Raw genomic sequence first — 16536 nt, forward strand, 5'->3', positions numbered from 1 at the left:
TTCAATATGAAGGAAAGCTCCCTCCCCCCCCGAACCGGACTCCCTTCCGCGCTCCGGCCCGTTTTTCAGCTTCCCGCTTTCGCTCCGCTCCCCTCTCCTGTCAGGCAATGATTTATTCTTCCGTGTTGTCCGTCGTCCTCCTCTTGATTGCCGTCCGGCTCGTCGCGCAGCTCGTGCTTTCCACGCTCAACCGCGCCGAAGTCCGCCGCCATGCCCGCGAGGCTCCGCCCGCCGTCGCCGCCGTCGTCGATCCCGAAACGTATAAAAAATCCGTCGCCTACACGCTGGCGAAAAATCGCCTCGGTGTCGTCGAGCTGGTTTTCGATGCCGTCATCCTCGCCGCCGTCCTCACCAGCGGCCTGCTCCCGTGGCTGTTTGCCCACATCTCCGCCTGGTCTCCCGACGGCGCCTGGGACGACGCGCTTTTCATCCTCATCACCGGCCTGCTCCTCGGGCTGCCCGGCCTGCCGCTCGACTGGTGGGAACAGTTCCGCCTCGAAGCGCGTTTCGGCTTCAACAAGTCCACGCCCGCGCTCTGGATCACCGACAAGCTCAAGGGCCTCGTCCTCGCCCTCGTCATCGGCTTCCCGCTGCTCTGGGCGCTCCTCTCGCTCGTCCGTGTGGCGGGCGGCGCGTGGTGGGTGTGGGGCTTCGCCCTCTTTTTCGGATTCCAGTTGCTGATGATGGTGCTTTATCCGCGACTGATCCTTCCGCTCTTCAACAAACTCACGCCGCTGCCCGACGGCGAACTGCGCACCCGCCTCCTGTCGCTGGCCGAACGCACCGGCTTCCGCGCCTCGACCATCGAGGTCATCGACGGCAGCAAACGCTCCGGGCACTCCAACGCGTACTTCACCGGCTTCGGACGCTTCCGGCGTATCGTTCTTTTCGATACATTGATCGAACAGCTCACGCCGGAGGAACTCGAAGCGGTGCTCGCGCACGAAGTCGGGCACTACCGCTGCGGGCACATCCCGAAAATGCTCGCCGTGTCCGCCGCGACCGTGTTCGGCGGTTTCGCGCTCATCGCGTGGCTCGCCGGCAGCGCGTGGTTCAACCCCGGCTTCGGACTCCCCGCCGGCGCGCTCGCGCCCGCCTTCCTGCTCTTCGGCCTGCTCAGCGGACTGGCGACGTTCTGGCTGACGCCGCTTGGCGGCTATTTCTCGCGCAAACACGAATACGAGGCCGATGCCTTCGCCCGCAAGGCGATGGGCGGCCCCGCCCCGCTCGTCGCCGCGCTGCGCAAACTCTCCGGCAAAAACCTCTCCAATCTCACGCCGCATCCGCTCTTCAGCGCGTTTTATTACTCGCACCCCACGCTTGCCGAACGGGAAGCCGCGCTGGAAGCCGGGAATCCGAAACCGTGAAAACAGGCAGCGGCCGAAGTGGCGCGGGCGTCCCGCCCACATCCGACGTGGCACGGGCATCCTTGCCCGTGAGCGTTGCCTCTCCGCGTGCCGCGGGCGTCCCGCCCGCCGACGTCGCCCGCACACGGCCTCTCCCCGCTTTCCTCTGCCGCCACCTTCTCCTCCTTTTCCTCCTCACCCTCGCGTTCTCCCTTCCTCTCCGCGCCGCGCCCGCCGGCAGCCCGTACGAACTCACCGTCGCCACCTGGAATATCCGCAACTACAACGCCATCGACCGCCGCATCGACGGCGAATTTCGCCCCGACTACCCGAAACCCGAATCCGAAAAGACCGCCCTCCGCGCCGTCATCCGCACGCTCGATGCCGACGTCCTCGCGCTCCAGGAAATCGGCGGCGCTCCCTGGCTCGAAGAGCTGCGCCGCGACCTCGCCGGCGAAGGTTCCGAGTATCCTTACCGCCAGGTCCTCGCCGGCGCCGACAAGGTTCGCTGCGTCGCCGTGCTTTCCCGCCTCCCGCTGCGCGACATCCGCGAGCACACCGACATGACGTTCGCCTACCGGGGCGGCCGTATGAACGTGGCCCGCGGTCTCCTCGAAGTCACGCTCGACGTTCCCGCGCCTCTCGCCTCCGCCCCCGCTCCATCCGCCGTGGCGTCACCTGTCCCGCTCACGATTTTTGTTCTCCACCTGAAAAGCCGCCTCACCACCTTCGACGACGATCCCTCCAGCGCCACGTGGCGCGCCCGCGAGGCCGACGTCATCAGAAACCGGATACTCCGCCGCTTCCCGACGCCCTCGGCTTCCGGCGCCCGCTTCCTCATCGCCGGCGACTTCAACGACCTGATCGACAGCCGCCCCGTCCGCGCCCTGCTCCGGCGCGGCAACACCCCGATCTCCGCTCCGCTTCGCGCCGCCGACCGCCAGGGTCTGACCTGGACACATTTTTACGCCCGCGGCGAAACCTGGTCGCGCGTGGACAACCTTCTCGCCTCCCCCGCCCTGTTGCCTCACGTCGTCCGCGCCTGGATTGTCGATTCGCCCGAAGTGCTCCGCGCCAGCGATCACCGGCCCGTCGCCGCCACCTTCCGTTTCCCGCCCGCCGCGCCGCAAAAGTCCGCCTCCCCGAAAACATGAACGTCCATCACCTCGAACTCTTTTACCACGTCGCTCTCCACGGCGGCATCAGCCGCGCCGTCCGCCGCATGCCCTGGGGCATCCAGCAACCCGCCGTCAGCAGCCAGCTCCTGCAACTCGAACAGGATCTCGGCACGCGCCTTTTCGACCGCATCCCGTTCCGCCTCACGCCCGCCGGTGAAGAGTTATTCGCCTTTGCCCAGCCGTTTTTCGGCAACCTCGACGCCGTGGCCGCGCGCCTGCGCACCGACAACGTCCCGCAGCTCCGCATCGCCGCCGCCGAACTCGCCCTGCGCGATCACCTGCCGGCCGTCATCGCGCCGCTCCGCAAACGCACGCCCGGACTCCGGCTCACTCTCCGCTCCGGCTTCCAGCCCGAAATGGAAGCGTGGTTGCAGGCGCGCGAGATCGATCTCGCCTTCGTCCCGCTCGAAAACAAACCACCTCCCCGCTTCCGCTGCGAAAAGCTCCTGCGCCTCCCGATCGTCCTGCTCGTGCCGCGCGACTTTTCACAAAACCAAAAAACCGCCGCGCCCGGCTGGTGGCCCGGCGAAGCGATTGCCGAGCCGCTCATCAGCCTGCCCGCCGCCGAGATCGTCAGCCGCATTTTTGCCAAAAACCTCAAGCGGCTCGGCGTCGACTGGCCGGTTTCCATCGAAGCCGGTTCGCTCGATCTGGTGACGCGCTACGTGGTCGCCGGCCACGGCATCGGCGTGAGCGTGGGCACGCCCGAAAACCTGAAAAACCGCGCCATCCGCGCCATCCCCGTCCCGAAAATCGAGCCGCTGGAAATCGCCGCCCTCTGGCGCGGTGAGCCCGAACCCATCGTCAACGACCTGCTCGCCGAAGTCCGCCGCTACGTCAGGGAAGACTGGCCGGCATGACGCCAATGTCCCGTCCGGTTCACCACGCATACGTCACCGCCGTGGACCACGTCCGCGGGGTGCCGGGCACGAGCGGCACTTCCTGGTAATCGACATCCCACAGGTTGTCCACCTGCGCCGATACCGTCAGGCCGGACACGCGTGGCACGTGCCAGTACAGGCCGAGCGACGTGAAAAAGGGCGTCCGCGTCGTCTCGCGCAGGTCGTTCTCCTCCTGCACGCGAAATTCGTTGTCGCAGCGCACCTCGAAACCGCCGCCGAGGCGCACCGTGACCGCCGCCGTCAGACGGTGCTCGGCGTAGTTGAGCGCGTAGAAACTGGAGAGGCCGGCCGTCGTGTAGTTGTCCGTCTTGTGCAACCAGGAGTAGCCCGCCACAAAGTCCACCGCGCGCCACGAGCGCCGCGCCACCAGTTCCACGCCCCACGTGTCGAGATCGACGGCGCTCGCCATCCGGCTGCCCGGCGTCGTCGGAGCGAACACCCAGTCGACGAGGTCGTCGTCGCGCCGGAAAAACACCGCCGCCGTCGCCGTCCAGCCCGCCGCGGCCACGTCGGCGCCGAGTTCGAGGTTGAACGCCTTCGAGCGGCCCAGATCCGGATCACCGCCGAAGAGACCCGTCGGGCTGCTGTTGAGCGCCGTGTAGGTGGGCAACTGTGTGGACTGGTCGTAGCTCAGGTAAACCCGCTGCAACCCGGCCGCAGACGCCGGCGCGGTGGACGATGCCGGCGGCGTCCGCCTCCAGGCGATTTCCGCGACCGGCGAAAAGGCGGAGCCGGCGCGGTTGCTGTCGTCATAGTTGACGCCTGCCGTCAGCACGAGTTCCTGCGCGCCATCGGCGAGCCCGAAGGTCTGGTCACCGAAGACGCCCGCGTACACCTGGGTGCGGCTGTTGTAGTCGCCGTTGTTGAGCTCCGTCGACCAGAGGTCGTCCGCCACGACGCCCGCCCGGTAGCGGATCGCCGTCGTGCGGCCGCCGCTCCCCTCGCCCGCTCCGGCCACCGTCACGCGCCCGTCGAAACCGGCGCCGCGCACGATTGTCCGGTGATGCGCGTCGTAGCTGAAATCGGGGATCGAATAGTGATCGCGGTTGCGCCGGTACCAAGCGCCGGCCTGAAACCAGTCGCCGTCGGCGCCGAGCTCCACGCGGTGGTTGGCGACAAAAAGCTGAGTCTGCAATTCCTCCCGTTCCAGCCGCTGCACCGCGTCGACATTGCGGGCGGCGTAGAGATTGGGCCACGCAAACTCCTTGGACTGGTAGCCGGCGAAAAGATCCGTCTGCGACCGCGCATCACGAATCTGGATACGGCCGTTGTAACGGACAAAATCGTGATCGGAAAACGTCACCGGTCCGTCGCCCTGCGAGGCGGCCGCCGAAACGTCCGCCGCCACGGTGTAGCCGCCGACGGTGCGCGGGCTGACCACGCCCGCGTACAGCTCGCCGGTGAGCAGGCTGTCGTTGCCCGTGCCGGCCGAGACGAAGCCGCCGGTGCTGACCGGCTGCCAGGCGTAGCCGACGCTGCCGGCCGTCGCGCCCCACCCCGCCTGCGCGTTGGCCGCGCCCGTGCGCACCTGCGGCGCGCCGAGCATCGCGGGGGCGACGGGCAGCTCCGCCGAGTAATGCCCCGTCTGCGAGTCGTAGAGCGGCACCGCGCCGATGCTGAAACCGGTGTTTTCAAATGTGCCGCCGCGGATCGACACATCCGCCTGCGCCTCGCCCGTGCTGCGCGACTGCACGTCGACCAGCGGCTCGTAACGCAACGCCGTCACCGGCATGGCGAAGGAAGCGGTCGATTCCTGGTTGGCCACGCGCGGCGAATAAATCGCCAGGGCCGGCAGCGTGTGCGACTCCTCGCTCGCGGCGGCAGTCGCCGCGGTTTCGGCGGCGGGGTCGGCGTGCAGGCTGGCCGCCGCGCCCATGAGCCCCGCGAGGCCCGCGAGCCCGATGCAACCCGGCCTTGCCGTGCGGCCACGCGCCGCGTGAACGATCTTCGATAACAAAAACATGGCCGCCACCGATGACGGCCTCCGGGCGGCAAATCAAGCCGCTAGTTATTGCAAATTGAAAATTCAACTAACTAGCAGCATTTCCTCTGCCGGAAATAACGCGGGCTCATTTCCGCGGTTTCCATTCGCCCCGCCGTTGCCGGCGAGGTCCGCCGCTGCCGCCGCCACCCGTCCCGCCGGACGGACGGTTGCCGCCGCCGCCACTGCCGCCGCGTTGGCCGCCCCCTCCTCCGCCGCCACCGCTGCGCCGCGGATTTTTCGACGGATGGCTCGTGTCGATATGCGGCGGGCGGCCGCCATCGACATAATTGAAACCCTCCAGTTTCTGCACCGGGATTTTCGTGCCGATGAAGCGTTCGATATCGCGCACGTCGCCGGCTTCTTCCGGCGTGGCCAGCATGAAGGCGTCGCCGACCGCCATCGCCCGGCCGGTGCGGCCGATCCGGTGGACGTAGTCTTCCGGGTTTTCCGGCACGTCGTAGTTGATCACGTGTGACACGCCCGCCACGTCGATGCCGCGCGCGGCGATGTCGGTGGCCACCATCACTTCGTAGCGCCCCTTCTTGAAGCCGTCCAGCGCCTCGACGCGCTGGTTCTGCGAGCGGTTGGCGTGGAGCACGGCCACGGAGTGTTTGTTGGCCTTCAGCTTGCGCGCGATGCGGTCGGCGCCGTGTTTGGTGCGGGAAAAGATGATGACGCTCTCGTAGTCGGTGCGGTCGAGCAGCGCGCGCAGGAGGTCGAATTTCTGTTCGAACGCCACCGGGTAGATCGCGTGCTTCACCAGTTCGTTGACCGTGCGGGCGCGGCCGATCTCGATGCGCTCCGGGTTCTGCAAGGCGAACCGGGCCACCTCCTCGATCTCGGGCGGAATCGTGGCGGAGAAAAACAGCGTCTGCCGCTTTTTCGGGCACAGCGCCACGATGCGTTTCACATCATTGACAAAGCCCATGTCGAGCATCCGGTCCACCTCGTCGAGGATGAGCACTTCGAGGTGGTCGAGCGTGAGGGTTTTCTCGCGCAGGAAATCCATGAGCCGGCCCACCGTGGCGATGACGATATCGGTGCCCGCTCGCAGATCGGAACGCTGTTTCCCGTAACCCACGCCGCCGTGGATGATCGTGCTGCGGATGTCGGTGAAGCGTCCGAAATCGCGGAACGCCGTCTCGACCTGCGCGCCCAGTTCGCGGGTGGGCTCGAGCACGAGGACGCGCGGCCCGGCGGCCTTGTGCGCGCCGAGTCCGGCAAGGACGGGCAGCGCGAAGGCGGCGGTCTTGCCGGTGCCCGTCTGGGCCGAGGCGATCAGGTCGCGCTTCGAAAGCACGACGGGAATCGCGCGAAGCTGCACCGGCGTGGGATCGGTGTAGCCCATGGCCTGGACACCACGGACGAGGTTTGCTGGAAGACCGAGACTGGAAAACGGCATAGGCTAACAACTGCGGTCTGCGGCCGGAACGCGAGGGGAAAAGGAGCGGCGGCATTCCTGCCGCTGCGACGAGGCGCAATGCGCCTCGCCACGGGTATCTTGCGAAGTCGCCCGGCGACCGGCGTACCTGCGTGGGTGTTGCGTGTGCTTCGTCCGGCAATTGCAGCGGCAGGTACCGAGGCCGCAGGCCGACAGCTTGCCATGCCGCCGCTCCTTCAGCACACCAGTCCGCGAAAATCCGAAAAATCCGCGGTGTATCCGCCCGGCACGCCCTTGCAGATCACGCTCACGGCGTCGTGCGAGTGGAGCGATTCCAGATGCGAGCAGGCGATCTCGAAATCCGCGATCCGGCGGTCGGCATCGAGTGCGGCAAAAAGCAGCCGCGCCGCATCCTCGACAAATTTCAGGTGCGCCCCGTTGAGCTCGGCAAACGCCTGCTCGTCCTCGCGCCGCACCATCACCTGCGTCTCCGTGGCCAGCGCGCGGATGCAATGCTGCTGCAAATCCTCGATGGTCACCCGCGCCTTCGGGGCGATTTCCACGCGGAGCCGCGCCTTCGAACGCTGGTTGTGCCCGACGGCGTACACGCCACGCGCCTCGCGGGCATGCTCGGCCAGCTCCGCGCTGCACGGGCAAGCCGACGAATAGACAAAATCGAATTCGACAAACCTCCGGAACCGCCCCCGCGCATCCAGCCGCCCCTCGAACACGACGTCGTAGTACTGCCAGCCTTCCAGATCGCTGCGCAGGGCGCGCTGGAGGACCGGATACGAAAACGCCAGCCGCAGCCGCGCATCGAGCGTCCCGACCTCGCGCCGGTACTTTTTCAGGATGCGCTCCAGCAACTCCGGCGAAAAAACGTCGTCCCGGTGTTCGTAGAACGACCGGATAATCCGGCTCATGTTGATGCCCTTGTCCGCGGCCCCGACCGACACCGTGCCGGTGACGCGCGCTTCGAGAGTGACGGTGTCCGGGCTTCCGTGGCGCGCGATTCCCCCCTTTCCCTTGCCTTTTTTGCCACCGCCGCCCGGCGTGCGGAACCGGAGCGGCAGGCGGAAGCCCGACACGCCGACCTGCTGGATCGGCACGGCCGCCCCCTCGATGGCATCGGTCGCCTGGACGATGTCCGGAAGCGTGGCGCGGTAGGCCGGAGTGACCCGGAATCCGGCATCGTAGCCCCGCCGGATACGGGGACCGGCGCCACCTTTCGGACTGTGCAGGTACAGAGCAGATTCGGCGGCGGGACTGGAGGTGTTCCTGGACATCAAAAGATCAAGCAGGTAGCACAAAACCTCCGCGGGTCAACGCGGCGCATGCGACTCCCGCCGCCGCCGGCGCTCCGCAGGTGCGAAAAGATTGCACCCCGTGCCCGCCCGCGGTTTCAATCCGCCGCATGGTTACCGCACTCATCCTGCTCAAGGTGGAACGCAAGCGCATCAAGGAAGTCGCCGACGGCCTCCTCTCGACTCCCGACATCACCGAAGTCTACTCCGTCAGCGGACGCTACGATCTCGTCGCGATCATCCGCACCGGCGACAACGACAAACTCGAAGGCATCGTCACCGGGCATCTGCTCAAGATCGACGGTATCCTCGAGACGGAGACGATGTTCGCCTTCCGCACCTGGTCGAAACGCGACATCGAGGCGCTGTTCTCCGTCGACTGATTTTCCCGTTCGCAACCCGTCAAGACAGCCGGGCTGTTTTCCGGGAAATCGATGGTTTGACGCGCCAACGCCAACGGTTCACGTTTTGCGCCCGTATGAAACCCTTGATTCGAAAATTCCTGATCGTTTCCTCACTCGCGCTGGCGGCCACGGTTGCCCGCGCCGACAGCGGCTTCCAGTTCGGCTTCTGGGCGCCCGACCTCCAGCTCGTCGATGCCAGCGAAGACATCCGCGGCGTGCGTATCGATCTCGTCTATGGCGAGAACAACAACTTCACCGGTTTTGACTTCGGCATCCTGGGCGTCGGCGTCACCCGGGGCGATTTCGAGGGCTTTGCCTGGAGCTGGGGCGGCGTCACCAACGGCAATGCCACCGGCGTTCTCTGGCAGGGTTTTTACAGCAGCGTCGACGGCCAGTTCTCCGGCTGGCAGGGCGCTCTCGTCGGTCGCCTCAACGGTGAATCCGCGGGTTTGCAGACCTCGTTCGTGGGTCTGGTCGACGGCAGCCTCCGCGGCGTGCAGTTCGGCTTCTTCAACAAGGCCAACGAAGTCCGCGGCCTCCAGCTCGGCTTCGTCAACTGGGCCGAGAACCTCTACGGCGTCCAGATCGGCCTGATCAACTACGCGAAGAACTCCGACCTGTTCCCGGTCTTCCCGATCGTCAACTGGAGCTTCTGAACCACTCTGGCTTGGCCCGGCCCGGCGGCTCTTTCCTGGAGCCGCCACCGAACAGCCGACAAAAAAGCACGGTCCTTTCGGGTCCGTGCTTTTTTTCGGATTCTTCCGTGGTTCGGCGGTACCTTGCCGACAGCCCGAAGCTTCCGGATTTTTACACAAAGATCACAGAGCGGCGCAGCCGCAACCGAAGTGGAGGGACGCCGCGCTTTGTGGCAGGGTCCGGGTGTGAAAACAAATAACCAGACATCCACCAGCGGGCACGGCGTCCCGGAGGCCTTTGTTAACAAATTTGGCGGGCAGATCACAGGGATACTTTGCGGATTTGACCGTGTGAGGTTCCGGGCGACGCTGAGGCTGCTGTTTCAGCCGTCGGCGATGGAAGCGTACCTGCAGGCGTGCGGGGTGCTGATCAAGCACTTCAAGCCCTTTGCCGAGAAGATCACGCAGCGCATCCGGCAGGCGGCGTGGGCGGCGGCGGAGGCGGCCGGGCGGCCGGTGCGCTACCTGGGTTGCGCGCAGCAATCGAAGGAGGAGCTTGCCCGGCAGATTGCGCGGGAGGAGGGGATTGCCAGCGGGCTGATCGCGGTGTTCAGCGCGGTCGAGCCGTGCCTGTCCTACGCGGTGCGCGGCGAGCGCGAGAGCAGGGAGATCCACCTGGTGCTGGAGAACCGCAAATGCACGCACCTGTATCACTATTACCAGCACCCCGGCTTCGGGCTGATCCATGTGCGGGTGCAGACCTGGTTTCCGTTCAACGTGGAGGTGTGCCTGAACGGGCGCGAGTGGCTGGCCCGGCAGATGGACCGCGCGGGACTGGACTACGAGCAGCGCGACAACTGTTTTGCCCGGGTGAGCGATCCGGTGCGCGCGCAGGCGCTGCTCGACGAACAGTTGAAGACCGACTGGCCCCGGGTGCTCGACGGGTTGCTCGAGCAGGCCCATCCCCTGCACGCCGAACTGGGCCGCCCGCTCGGGCAGCGCTATTACTGGAGCGCCAGCCAGACCGAGTTTGCCACCGATGTGATGTTCCGCGACGCGGCCAGCCTGGCCGGGTGGTATCCGCAGTTCCTGCACCACGGCATCCGCAGCTTTGGCAGTGCCGACGTGCTGCGCTTCCTCGGGGCGGCCTGCCCCGACAAGTTCCGCGGAGAAGTCACCTCCACGCTCAGGCGCCGGCCCGAAGGGGTGCGGCTCAAGCATGTGGTCAACGGCAACTCGCTGAAGGTTTACGACAAGCAGGGCAGCGTGCTGCGGGTGGAGACGACCATCGTCAATCCGCACCCTTTCCGGGTCTACCGGCCCAGCGAAACAGATCCGCAGCAGCAACCGGCATGGAGGTACCTGCGGCGGGGCGTGGCCGACCTGTGGCGGCGGGCCGAGGTCAGCCGCGCGGCCAACGGCCGCTATCTGGGCGCCCTGGCCAGCGTCACCGGCAAAACCCCGCTCGCCCAGGAAGCCCGGCCGGTGTGCCGGGCACGCACCGTGGACCGGCAGCGTTACCGGGCTCTCAACCCGTGGGCTCCCGCCGATGGCGCCTTGCTGGAAGCCATCAGCCGCGGCGAGTTTGCCCTCAACGGCCTGCGCAACCGCGATCTGCGCTCCTTGCTGTATCCGCCCGCCTCCACGGCCGCCGACACAAAACGCCAGGCCGCCGCGGTCACCCGCCAACTCGCCCTCCTCCGCGCCCATGGCCTGCTCAAAAAAGTCACCGGCACCCACCGCTGGCTGCTCACCGACCACGGCCGCAGGATCGTCACTGCACTCCTCGCCGCCCATCAGGCCGATGTCGATCAACTCACTAAACTCGCCGCATAAAAGGCACATATAAAATCCTCTCAAAAATGTGCGAATCCCCAGGATAGCAGTGCAAAGAACGCAAAGGATTGCCGGTAACCCTCTTCGCGCTCTTTGCGATCTTTGTGTAAGATCAACATCCGGGACACCCGATCAGAGCGCCTTGAACACGGCGGCGGCATTCTGGCCGCCGAAGCCGAGATTGTTGCTGAGCACCACGCGCACTTTCTGTTCGCGCGCCTGGTTGGGCACGTAGTCGAGATCGAGTTCGGGATCGGGCTCGTTGAGATTGATTGTCGGGGCGATAACGCCCTTCTCGATCGTCTTCGCGCTGATGATCGCCTCGATGCCGCCGGCCGCGCCGAGGAGGTGGGCGGTCATCGACTTGGTGGAGCTGACGGCGAGCTTCCTCGCGTGGTCGCCGAAGACGCGCTTGATGGCGAGTGTCTCGAACTTGTCGTTGTAGGGCGTGCTCGTGCCGTGGGCGTTGATGTAATCGACTTCCTCCGGCGTCACGCCGGCGCTCTTCAGCGCGCGCGTCATCGCCATGCCGAGGCCCTTGCCTTCGGGGTCGGGCATCGTGATGTGGTGCGCGTCGGCCGTGGCCGCGTAGCCGGCGAGTTCGCAGTAAATGCGGGCGCCGCGCTTGCGGGCGTGCTCCAGCGACTCGATGACGAGCACGCCGGCGCCCTCGCCCATGATAAAGCCGTCGCGGCCCAGCGAGAACGGACGGCAGGCCGTGGCCGGATCGTCGTTGCGGGTGCTCATGGCCTTCATCGCGCAGAACGAGGCAAAGGCAAACGGCGTCACCGCCGCCTCCGCGCCGCCCGCGATCATCACGTCGGCGTCGCCGCGGCGGATCATGTGCATCGCCTCGCCGAGGGCATGGGTGCCGGTGGCGCAGGCGGAAACGAGGCCGAAATTGGGGCCGCGGGCGCCGGTATCGATCGCCACCATGCCGGAGCACATGTTGCCGATCAGCGCCGGGATGGCGAACGGGGATACCTTGCGGGGACCGCCCTCGGCCAGCTTCCCGAGTTGCGTCTCGTAGGTGAACATGCCGCCGATGCCCGAACCGATGACCACGCCGACGCGGTCGGGGTCTTCCTGCGCCATGTCGAGGCCGGCATCCTTCACCGCCTGCCGGGCGGCGCAAAAACCGAAATGCGTGTAGCGATCCTGCCTCCGCGCATCTTTCGGATCCATGTGCTCCTCCACGTTCCAGCCCTTCACCTCCGACGCGATCTGCGTCGCAAAGGGAGCAGGATCGAACCGGCTGACCCGGTCGATGCCGTTACGGCCGGCCGTAACGCTCTGCCAGAAGGATTCGACGTCGGTACCGAGGCCATGGATCGCGCCAAGGCCGGTGATCACGACGCGCTGGTTGTCGGAGAGGTTTTCCATAAAAATTGACAAGGCTGCTGCACGCGCGCCGGAAGGGAAGCCGTTTTTTTCAACCTGTTCCGGATGACGTGTTCCGGATGACGCCCCTCCGACCCCCGCCGGCTCTGCCTCGCTCTCGACAACCTCCGCCTCGTCCCCCCACTATCCGCAAAACACGAACCGCACGAGCCGCCGCCGCCCGCCCGCTCCTGCCGGCCGCATCCGCACGATGAATCTCCCGTTTCCGTTCCCGATCTTCCTCGCACCTTTCCTCATCCTTTTCGAGGCGCTGCAACTCGTCGCCGCCGAACGCTACCTCGGCGCCCGGCAGGCCGAAACCGGCATCGATCCGCGCGACATGCCGCTGTCCGAAATCCGCGCCTTCCTCTGGAGCGCCGGCATCATCTGCACCTGGCTGTGGATGCTCTCCTCGCTCCTGTTCGAACCCGGCCGCACCCAGGTCGTCGCCATGCTGCTGGCCTCGATGGTCGGCTACTCGCTGCGCCGCAACTGCTCGCGCCGCTGGGTGCTCCCCATCATGACCGGCGAGGCGGCCGTCCGCATCGGCATGCTCATGTCGCTCCTCACCATCGCCTGGCGCAGCATCTGACGGAGGCCCCCCTCCCCCCCTCCGGCCTCCCCCGGGGAGGGGAAGCCCTGTTTCCCGCGTGAATTTTCCCGAGACATCCTGCCCGTCGCCCAACCACGCCGCGCCGCCCGCCTGCCCGGCGCACGAACAGCTCGGCGTCTGCTTCCACCACAGCGTGATGCCGTTTGCCGAAACCGTCGCGCACATGCTCCGCCCCGAATCGCAGGTCAGCTACCACGTCCTCATCGCGCCCGACGGCGCCCGCGCCCGGCTCGTGGCCGACGAACATATCGCCTGGCACGCCGGCGCCTCGACGTTTCTCGGTCGCTCCCGTTGCAACGACTTCCTCCTCGGCGTCGCCTTCGCCGGGGACACCCGCGCCGCTCCGCTCGCCGATGCCCAGATCGCCAGCGCCCTCGACTGGCTCGCCCCGCGCTGGGCCGTCCGCCACTGGACGCCCGCCGTCATGATCGACCACCGCCAGATCGCTCCCGGCCGCAAGGATGACCTCGCTCCGGCCGAATGGCTCCGTCTGCTCGCCGCCATCCGCGCCCGTTTCGGATAATTCCTTGAGTTGCAGCGGACGCCCGCACCTGTTTGATGCCCCGACCAGAGCCGTCATGAACACCACACCCGAAGCCGCCCCCGGATTGCCCAAGCTGCCGTTCTTCATCGCGGATGCCATCCTCCTTGCCGCCGCCTTTTTTGTCGCGCAACGCGGGGGCACTCCCATCGAGACGCCTCCGCTGCTGGTCGTCGCCTTTTGCGTGGGCCTCGGCGCCGTCCTCACCGTGGTCCCGTTCTGGACCGACTACGTGCGCCGCCGGGAAGACGCCCTCCGCGAGCGCGAGGACGCCCTGCAAACGCTCGCCCGCTCCACCACCTCCACCGCCGAGCAGGTGGGCATCGCCGCCGCCTCGCTCCATACCATTTCGGAAAACCTCCACCGCGCCGCCCACGCCGCCGAGCAGCTCCCCCGGCAGCTCCAGGAAAAAATCGACCGCTTCAAGGAACACCTCGCCGCCAGCGAAAGCGACTCGCTCGACGCCCTCCAGCAGGAGATCGCCAGCCTTCGCTCCAGCGAAAGCGAAAAGCTCGATACGCTCCTCGAACGGATCACCACCACCGCCGTCGGGCTCGCCAGCACCGCGGCCACGCTCGCCGATGCCGACGCCGCCATCCGCAACCAGATCGAAAGTTACGCCGCCCGGTTCCCCCGTCTCGACGAACTCACCGACCTGCTCGCCCGCATCGAGGAAGCCGACGCCCGCCTGCGCGCCACCGCCGGTTCCCTCGCCGAGCAGACCGCTGCCGCCACCACCGCCGCCAGCGTCACTCCCGCGGGACGCACCCGGCTCGGCCGCGGCCTGCGCAGCCTGATCTCCGGCGCCACTCCCGGCGCTCCCGCCGGCCCGGCCACCACCGAAGACGACGTCTCCGAAGCCGCCCCGGAAAGTGACGACGGTGACAGCCCCGAGGCCGATGCGCCTTCCGAGACCCCTTCCGCGCCTCCTCCCTCTCCGCCGCCGTCTGCTCCCTCGGGCAAAACGCCCTCTCCGAAATCCTCCGCTCGCAAATCAGCGAAGCACAAACCGGCTCCCCCGCCCGAACCGCAACCCGGGCCCGAACCGCAGCCGGAGTCCCGGCAGGAATCCGCTCCCGCCGACGAAGACGAACCTGCCGCGCCGGAGGACGAACCCGCGGACGAATCACCCGACGCTGCCGATGCTGCCTCTGATGCTGACGACACCGCTACCGACGCTGGCGCAGCGGCAGAGGGCGCCGACGATGATGAAGCGTCTTCCGAATCCGGTCCCGAATCCGAACCTGAACCGGAACCCGTGCCGGAACCGAAATCCAGGCCTGCTCCGCGTCGCGCCGCGGCAGTCAGGGAAGACCCGGCTCCCGGTCTCTTCGACGATCCCGCGTTTCACGAATTGCCCGCCGCTCCCAGCCGCTCGCTGTCGAGCGATGGCGCCACCCGGCTCATCGCCACCGCCTACATCGGCATCGGCAACAAACTCTATATCCGCGGCGAGGGCCCCGGCCTGCGTCCCGACAAGGGGGTGCCGCTCCAGTTCATCTCGATCGGCAAGTGGCGCTGGGAGACCGGCGAGGCCACCGGGCCGGTGCGCGTCCGCCTCTACAAAAACGACCAGATCGAATGCGCCGCGCTCGGCGAATTCGAACTCACGCCCGGCCACCTGCACGAGGTCAGCGCGACGTTCTGATACCGGTATCCCGAATGCCCTGAACCGTGGGGGTGCAATCCTTCCCGCTCACACCCGTGCCAGTTCCGCCAGCGTCCGCGCCACCGCGCCCTGGTTCGCCCGGTGCCACCCCTCGCCCGCCGCGCCCATCCGCGCTCTCGCGGCCGGGTCCGCCAGCAACGCCCGCACCGCCTCGCCCAGCGCCGCCGCGTTTTCCACGCGCCGCGCCGCGCCGCATTCCAGCAACTCGCGCGTGATCTGCCGGAAATTCGCCATGCCCGGCCCGAGCAGCAACGGCTTGCCCAGCGCCGCCGCCTCGACCGGCGTCTGTCCCTCCGTGTGCGGCGGCAGGCTTTTGCCGACAAACACCACCGTGGCCACCTGCACCAGCCGGCGCAGTTCGCCCGTCGTGTCGGCCAGCGTCACCTCGCACGGCCCCGCCGCCTTCCCGCGCGAGCGCACGCTGTACGCCACTCCGCTGCCGGCCAGCAGCGGCTCGATCTCGCCACGCCGTTCCGCATGACGGGGTACCAGCAGCAACCGGCACGCCACTCCCGCCGCCCGCAACTCCGCAAACGCCGCCAGCAACGCCGCCTCCTCGCCCGGCCACGTCGAGGCGCCCGCGATCACCGGCTCGCCCGGATCGGCCGGATCGACAGCAAAACCCAGTTCCGCCCGCAACGCCGTCACCTCCGCCTCTGCCAGTCGCGGCACCGCGAGATCGAGCTTGATGTTGCCCGTCACCGCGACCCGCTCCGCCGGGACGCCCAGCGCCCGGAATCGCTCCGCGTCGCCCTCCGATGCCGCCAGCACCCGCGTCAACCCGCGCAACATCAATCCCGCCAAGGGACGCACCCGCTGCATCCGCCGGAAACTGCGGTCGGAAAGCCGTGCGTTGACCGCCACCGCCGGCACCCCGCGCGCCCGCGCCTGGTGCAGGTGCTCCGGCCACCGTTCGCCCTCCGTCTGCACCACCAGGTCGGGGCGCACCGCGCGCCACGCCCGCGCCGGGAAAAACCAGAAATCGAGCGGAAAATACGCAGCCGCCATCACCAGCCCCGCCGCCTCGTATCGCTCCTTCGCCAGCCGGTAGCCCGTGCTCGTGGTTGTGGTCAGGTAAACCTCCACGCCCGGATCGCGCCGCCAGGCTTCCAGCAGCGGCCCCACGGCGAGCATTTCCCCCACGCTGACCGCCTGCAGCCAGATGCGCCGCACGCCGGCCCGCTTCGGCGGCAGCGCCGGGGTGCGCCCGAACCGCTGCGAAAACCCCTCCCGATAGCCTCCGCGCCTCCGCATCCGCAGCAGGTAATAGGGAGCGGCGAACACCAGAACGGGTAAAAAGAGCAACCGGTAGAGCCAGATCATTGCAAAGGAAGTCGAAACGGAAACGTTCACTGGAACCGAT

General features: G+C 67.3%; 14 protein-coding genes. 9 read left to right on the top strand and 5 right to left on the bottom strand.

Annotated features, from left to right (window positions below):
* The first annotated feature begins 122 nt into the window (after nt 1–122).
* The 3 genes from OPIT5_30480 (at nt 123) to OPIT5_30490 (ending at nt 3384) form a co-directional block, all read left to right on the top strand.
* Nucleotides 123–1367 carry a peptidase M48 gene (locus OPIT5_30480; protein ID AHF93852.1) on the top strand — a complete coding sequence of 415 codons (1245 nt, stop codon included), beginning with the start codon at nt 123–125 and terminating at the stop codon, nt 1365–1367.
* A 68-nt stretch (nt 1368–1435) separates the two neighbouring features.
* Nucleotides 1436–2500 (top strand): endonuclease, encoded by a 1065-nt coding sequence (locus tag OPIT5_30485; GenBank protein AHF93853.1) that lies wholly within the window; start codon nt 1436–1438, stop codon nt 2498–2500.
* Nucleotides 2497–3384 carry a LysR family transcriptional regulator gene (locus tag OPIT5_30490; GenBank protein ID AHF93854.1) on the top strand — a complete coding sequence of 296 codons (888 nt, stop codon included), beginning with the start codon at nt 2497–2499 and terminating at the stop codon, nt 3382–3384. The genes OPIT5_30485 and OPIT5_30490 overlap by 4 nt, the downstream gene beginning before the upstream one ends.
* A 19-nt stretch (nt 3385–3403) precedes the next feature.
* Here OPIT5_30490 and OPIT5_30495 read toward each other — a convergent pair whose 3' ends face one another.
* The 3 genes from OPIT5_30495 to OPIT5_30505 form a co-directional block, all read right to left on the bottom strand.
* A complete protein-coding gene (locus OPIT5_30495; GenBank protein ID AHF93855.1) occupies nt 3404–5389 on the bottom strand; it encodes a TonB-dependent receptor in 1986 nt (661 codons plus the stop codon).
* A 106-nt stretch (nt 5390–5495) separates the two neighbouring features.
* Complete coding sequence (locus OPIT5_30500) at nt 5496–6812, bottom strand: RNA helicase (GenBank protein ID AHF93856.1); 1317 nt, start codon at nt 6810–6812, stop codon at nt 5496–5498.
* Between the two features lie 215 nt (nt 6813–7027).
* Nucleotides 7028–8077: a GTP cyclohydrolase gene (locus tag OPIT5_30505; protein AHF93857.1), complete on the bottom strand. Its 1050-nt coding sequence runs from the start codon at nt 8075–8077 to the stop codon at nt 7028–7030.
* Between the two features lie 128 nt (nt 8078–8205).
* On the opposite strand from OPIT5_30505, the gene OPIT5_30510 reads away from it, so the two are divergent.
* From OPIT5_30510 to OPIT5_30520, 3 genes are all read left to right on the top strand, one after another.
* A complete protein-coding gene (locus OPIT5_30510; GenBank protein AHF93858.1) occupies nt 8206–8478 on the top strand; it encodes an AsnC family transcriptional regulator in 273 nt (90 codons plus the stop codon).
* A gap of 95 nt (nt 8479–8573) precedes the next feature.
* Nucleotides 8574–9155 carry a hypothetical protein gene (locus tag OPIT5_30515; protein AHF93859.1) on the top strand — a complete coding sequence of 194 codons (582 nt, stop codon included), beginning with the start codon at nt 8574–8576 and terminating at the stop codon, nt 9153–9155.
* 123 nt (nt 9156–9278) lie between these two features.
* Nucleotides 9279–10970 carry a hypothetical protein gene (locus OPIT5_30520; GenBank protein AHF93860.1) on the top strand — a complete coding sequence of 564 codons (1692 nt, stop codon included), beginning with the start codon at nt 9279–9281 and terminating at the stop codon, nt 10968–10970.
* A 132-nt stretch (nt 10971–11102) separates the two neighbouring features.
* Here OPIT5_30520 and OPIT5_30525 read toward each other — a convergent pair whose 3' ends face one another.
* Nucleotides 11103–12353 (bottom strand): 3-oxoacyl-ACP synthase, encoded by a 1251-nt coding sequence (locus OPIT5_30525; protein AHF93861.1) that lies wholly within the window; start codon nt 12351–12353, stop codon nt 11103–11105.
* A gap of 208 nt (nt 12354–12561) precedes the next feature.
* Between OPIT5_30525 and OPIT5_30530 the strand changes: the two genes are divergently transcribed.
* The 3 genes from OPIT5_30530 to OPIT5_30540 all read left to right on the top strand — a co-directional run bounded on the left by OPIT5_30530 (nt 12562) and on the right by OPIT5_30540 (nt 15152).
* Complete coding sequence (locus OPIT5_30530; GenBank protein AHF93862.1) at nt 12562–12942, top strand: hypothetical protein; 381 nt, start codon at nt 12562–12564, stop codon at nt 12940–12942.
* 157 nt (nt 12943–13099) lie between these two features.
* Complete coding sequence (locus OPIT5_30535; protein ID AHF93863.1) at nt 13100–13486, top strand: nucleoside transporter; 387 nt, start codon at nt 13100–13102, stop codon at nt 13484–13486.
* Between the two features lie 55 nt (nt 13487–13541).
* Nucleotides 13542–15152, top strand: coding sequence for a hypothetical protein (locus tag OPIT5_30540; GenBank protein AHF93864.1), 1611 nt, complete (start codon nt 13542–13544; stop codon nt 15150–15152).
* 48 nt (nt 15153–15200) lie between these two features.
* Here the strand turns inward: OPIT5_30540 and OPIT5_30545 are convergent, their stop codons facing one another.
* Entirely contained in the window at nt 15201–16496 is a 1296-nt protein-coding gene (locus tag OPIT5_30545; protein AHF93865.1) for a 3-deoxy-D-manno-octulosonic acid transferase, read from the bottom strand.
* Between the last annotated feature and the right edge of the window lie 40 nt (nt 16497–16536).

It is taken from the genome of Opitutaceae bacterium TAV5 (assembly GCA_000242935.3).
Classification (GTDB): Bacteria; Verrucomicrobiota; Verrucomicrobiia; order Opitutales; family Opitutaceae; genus Geminisphaera.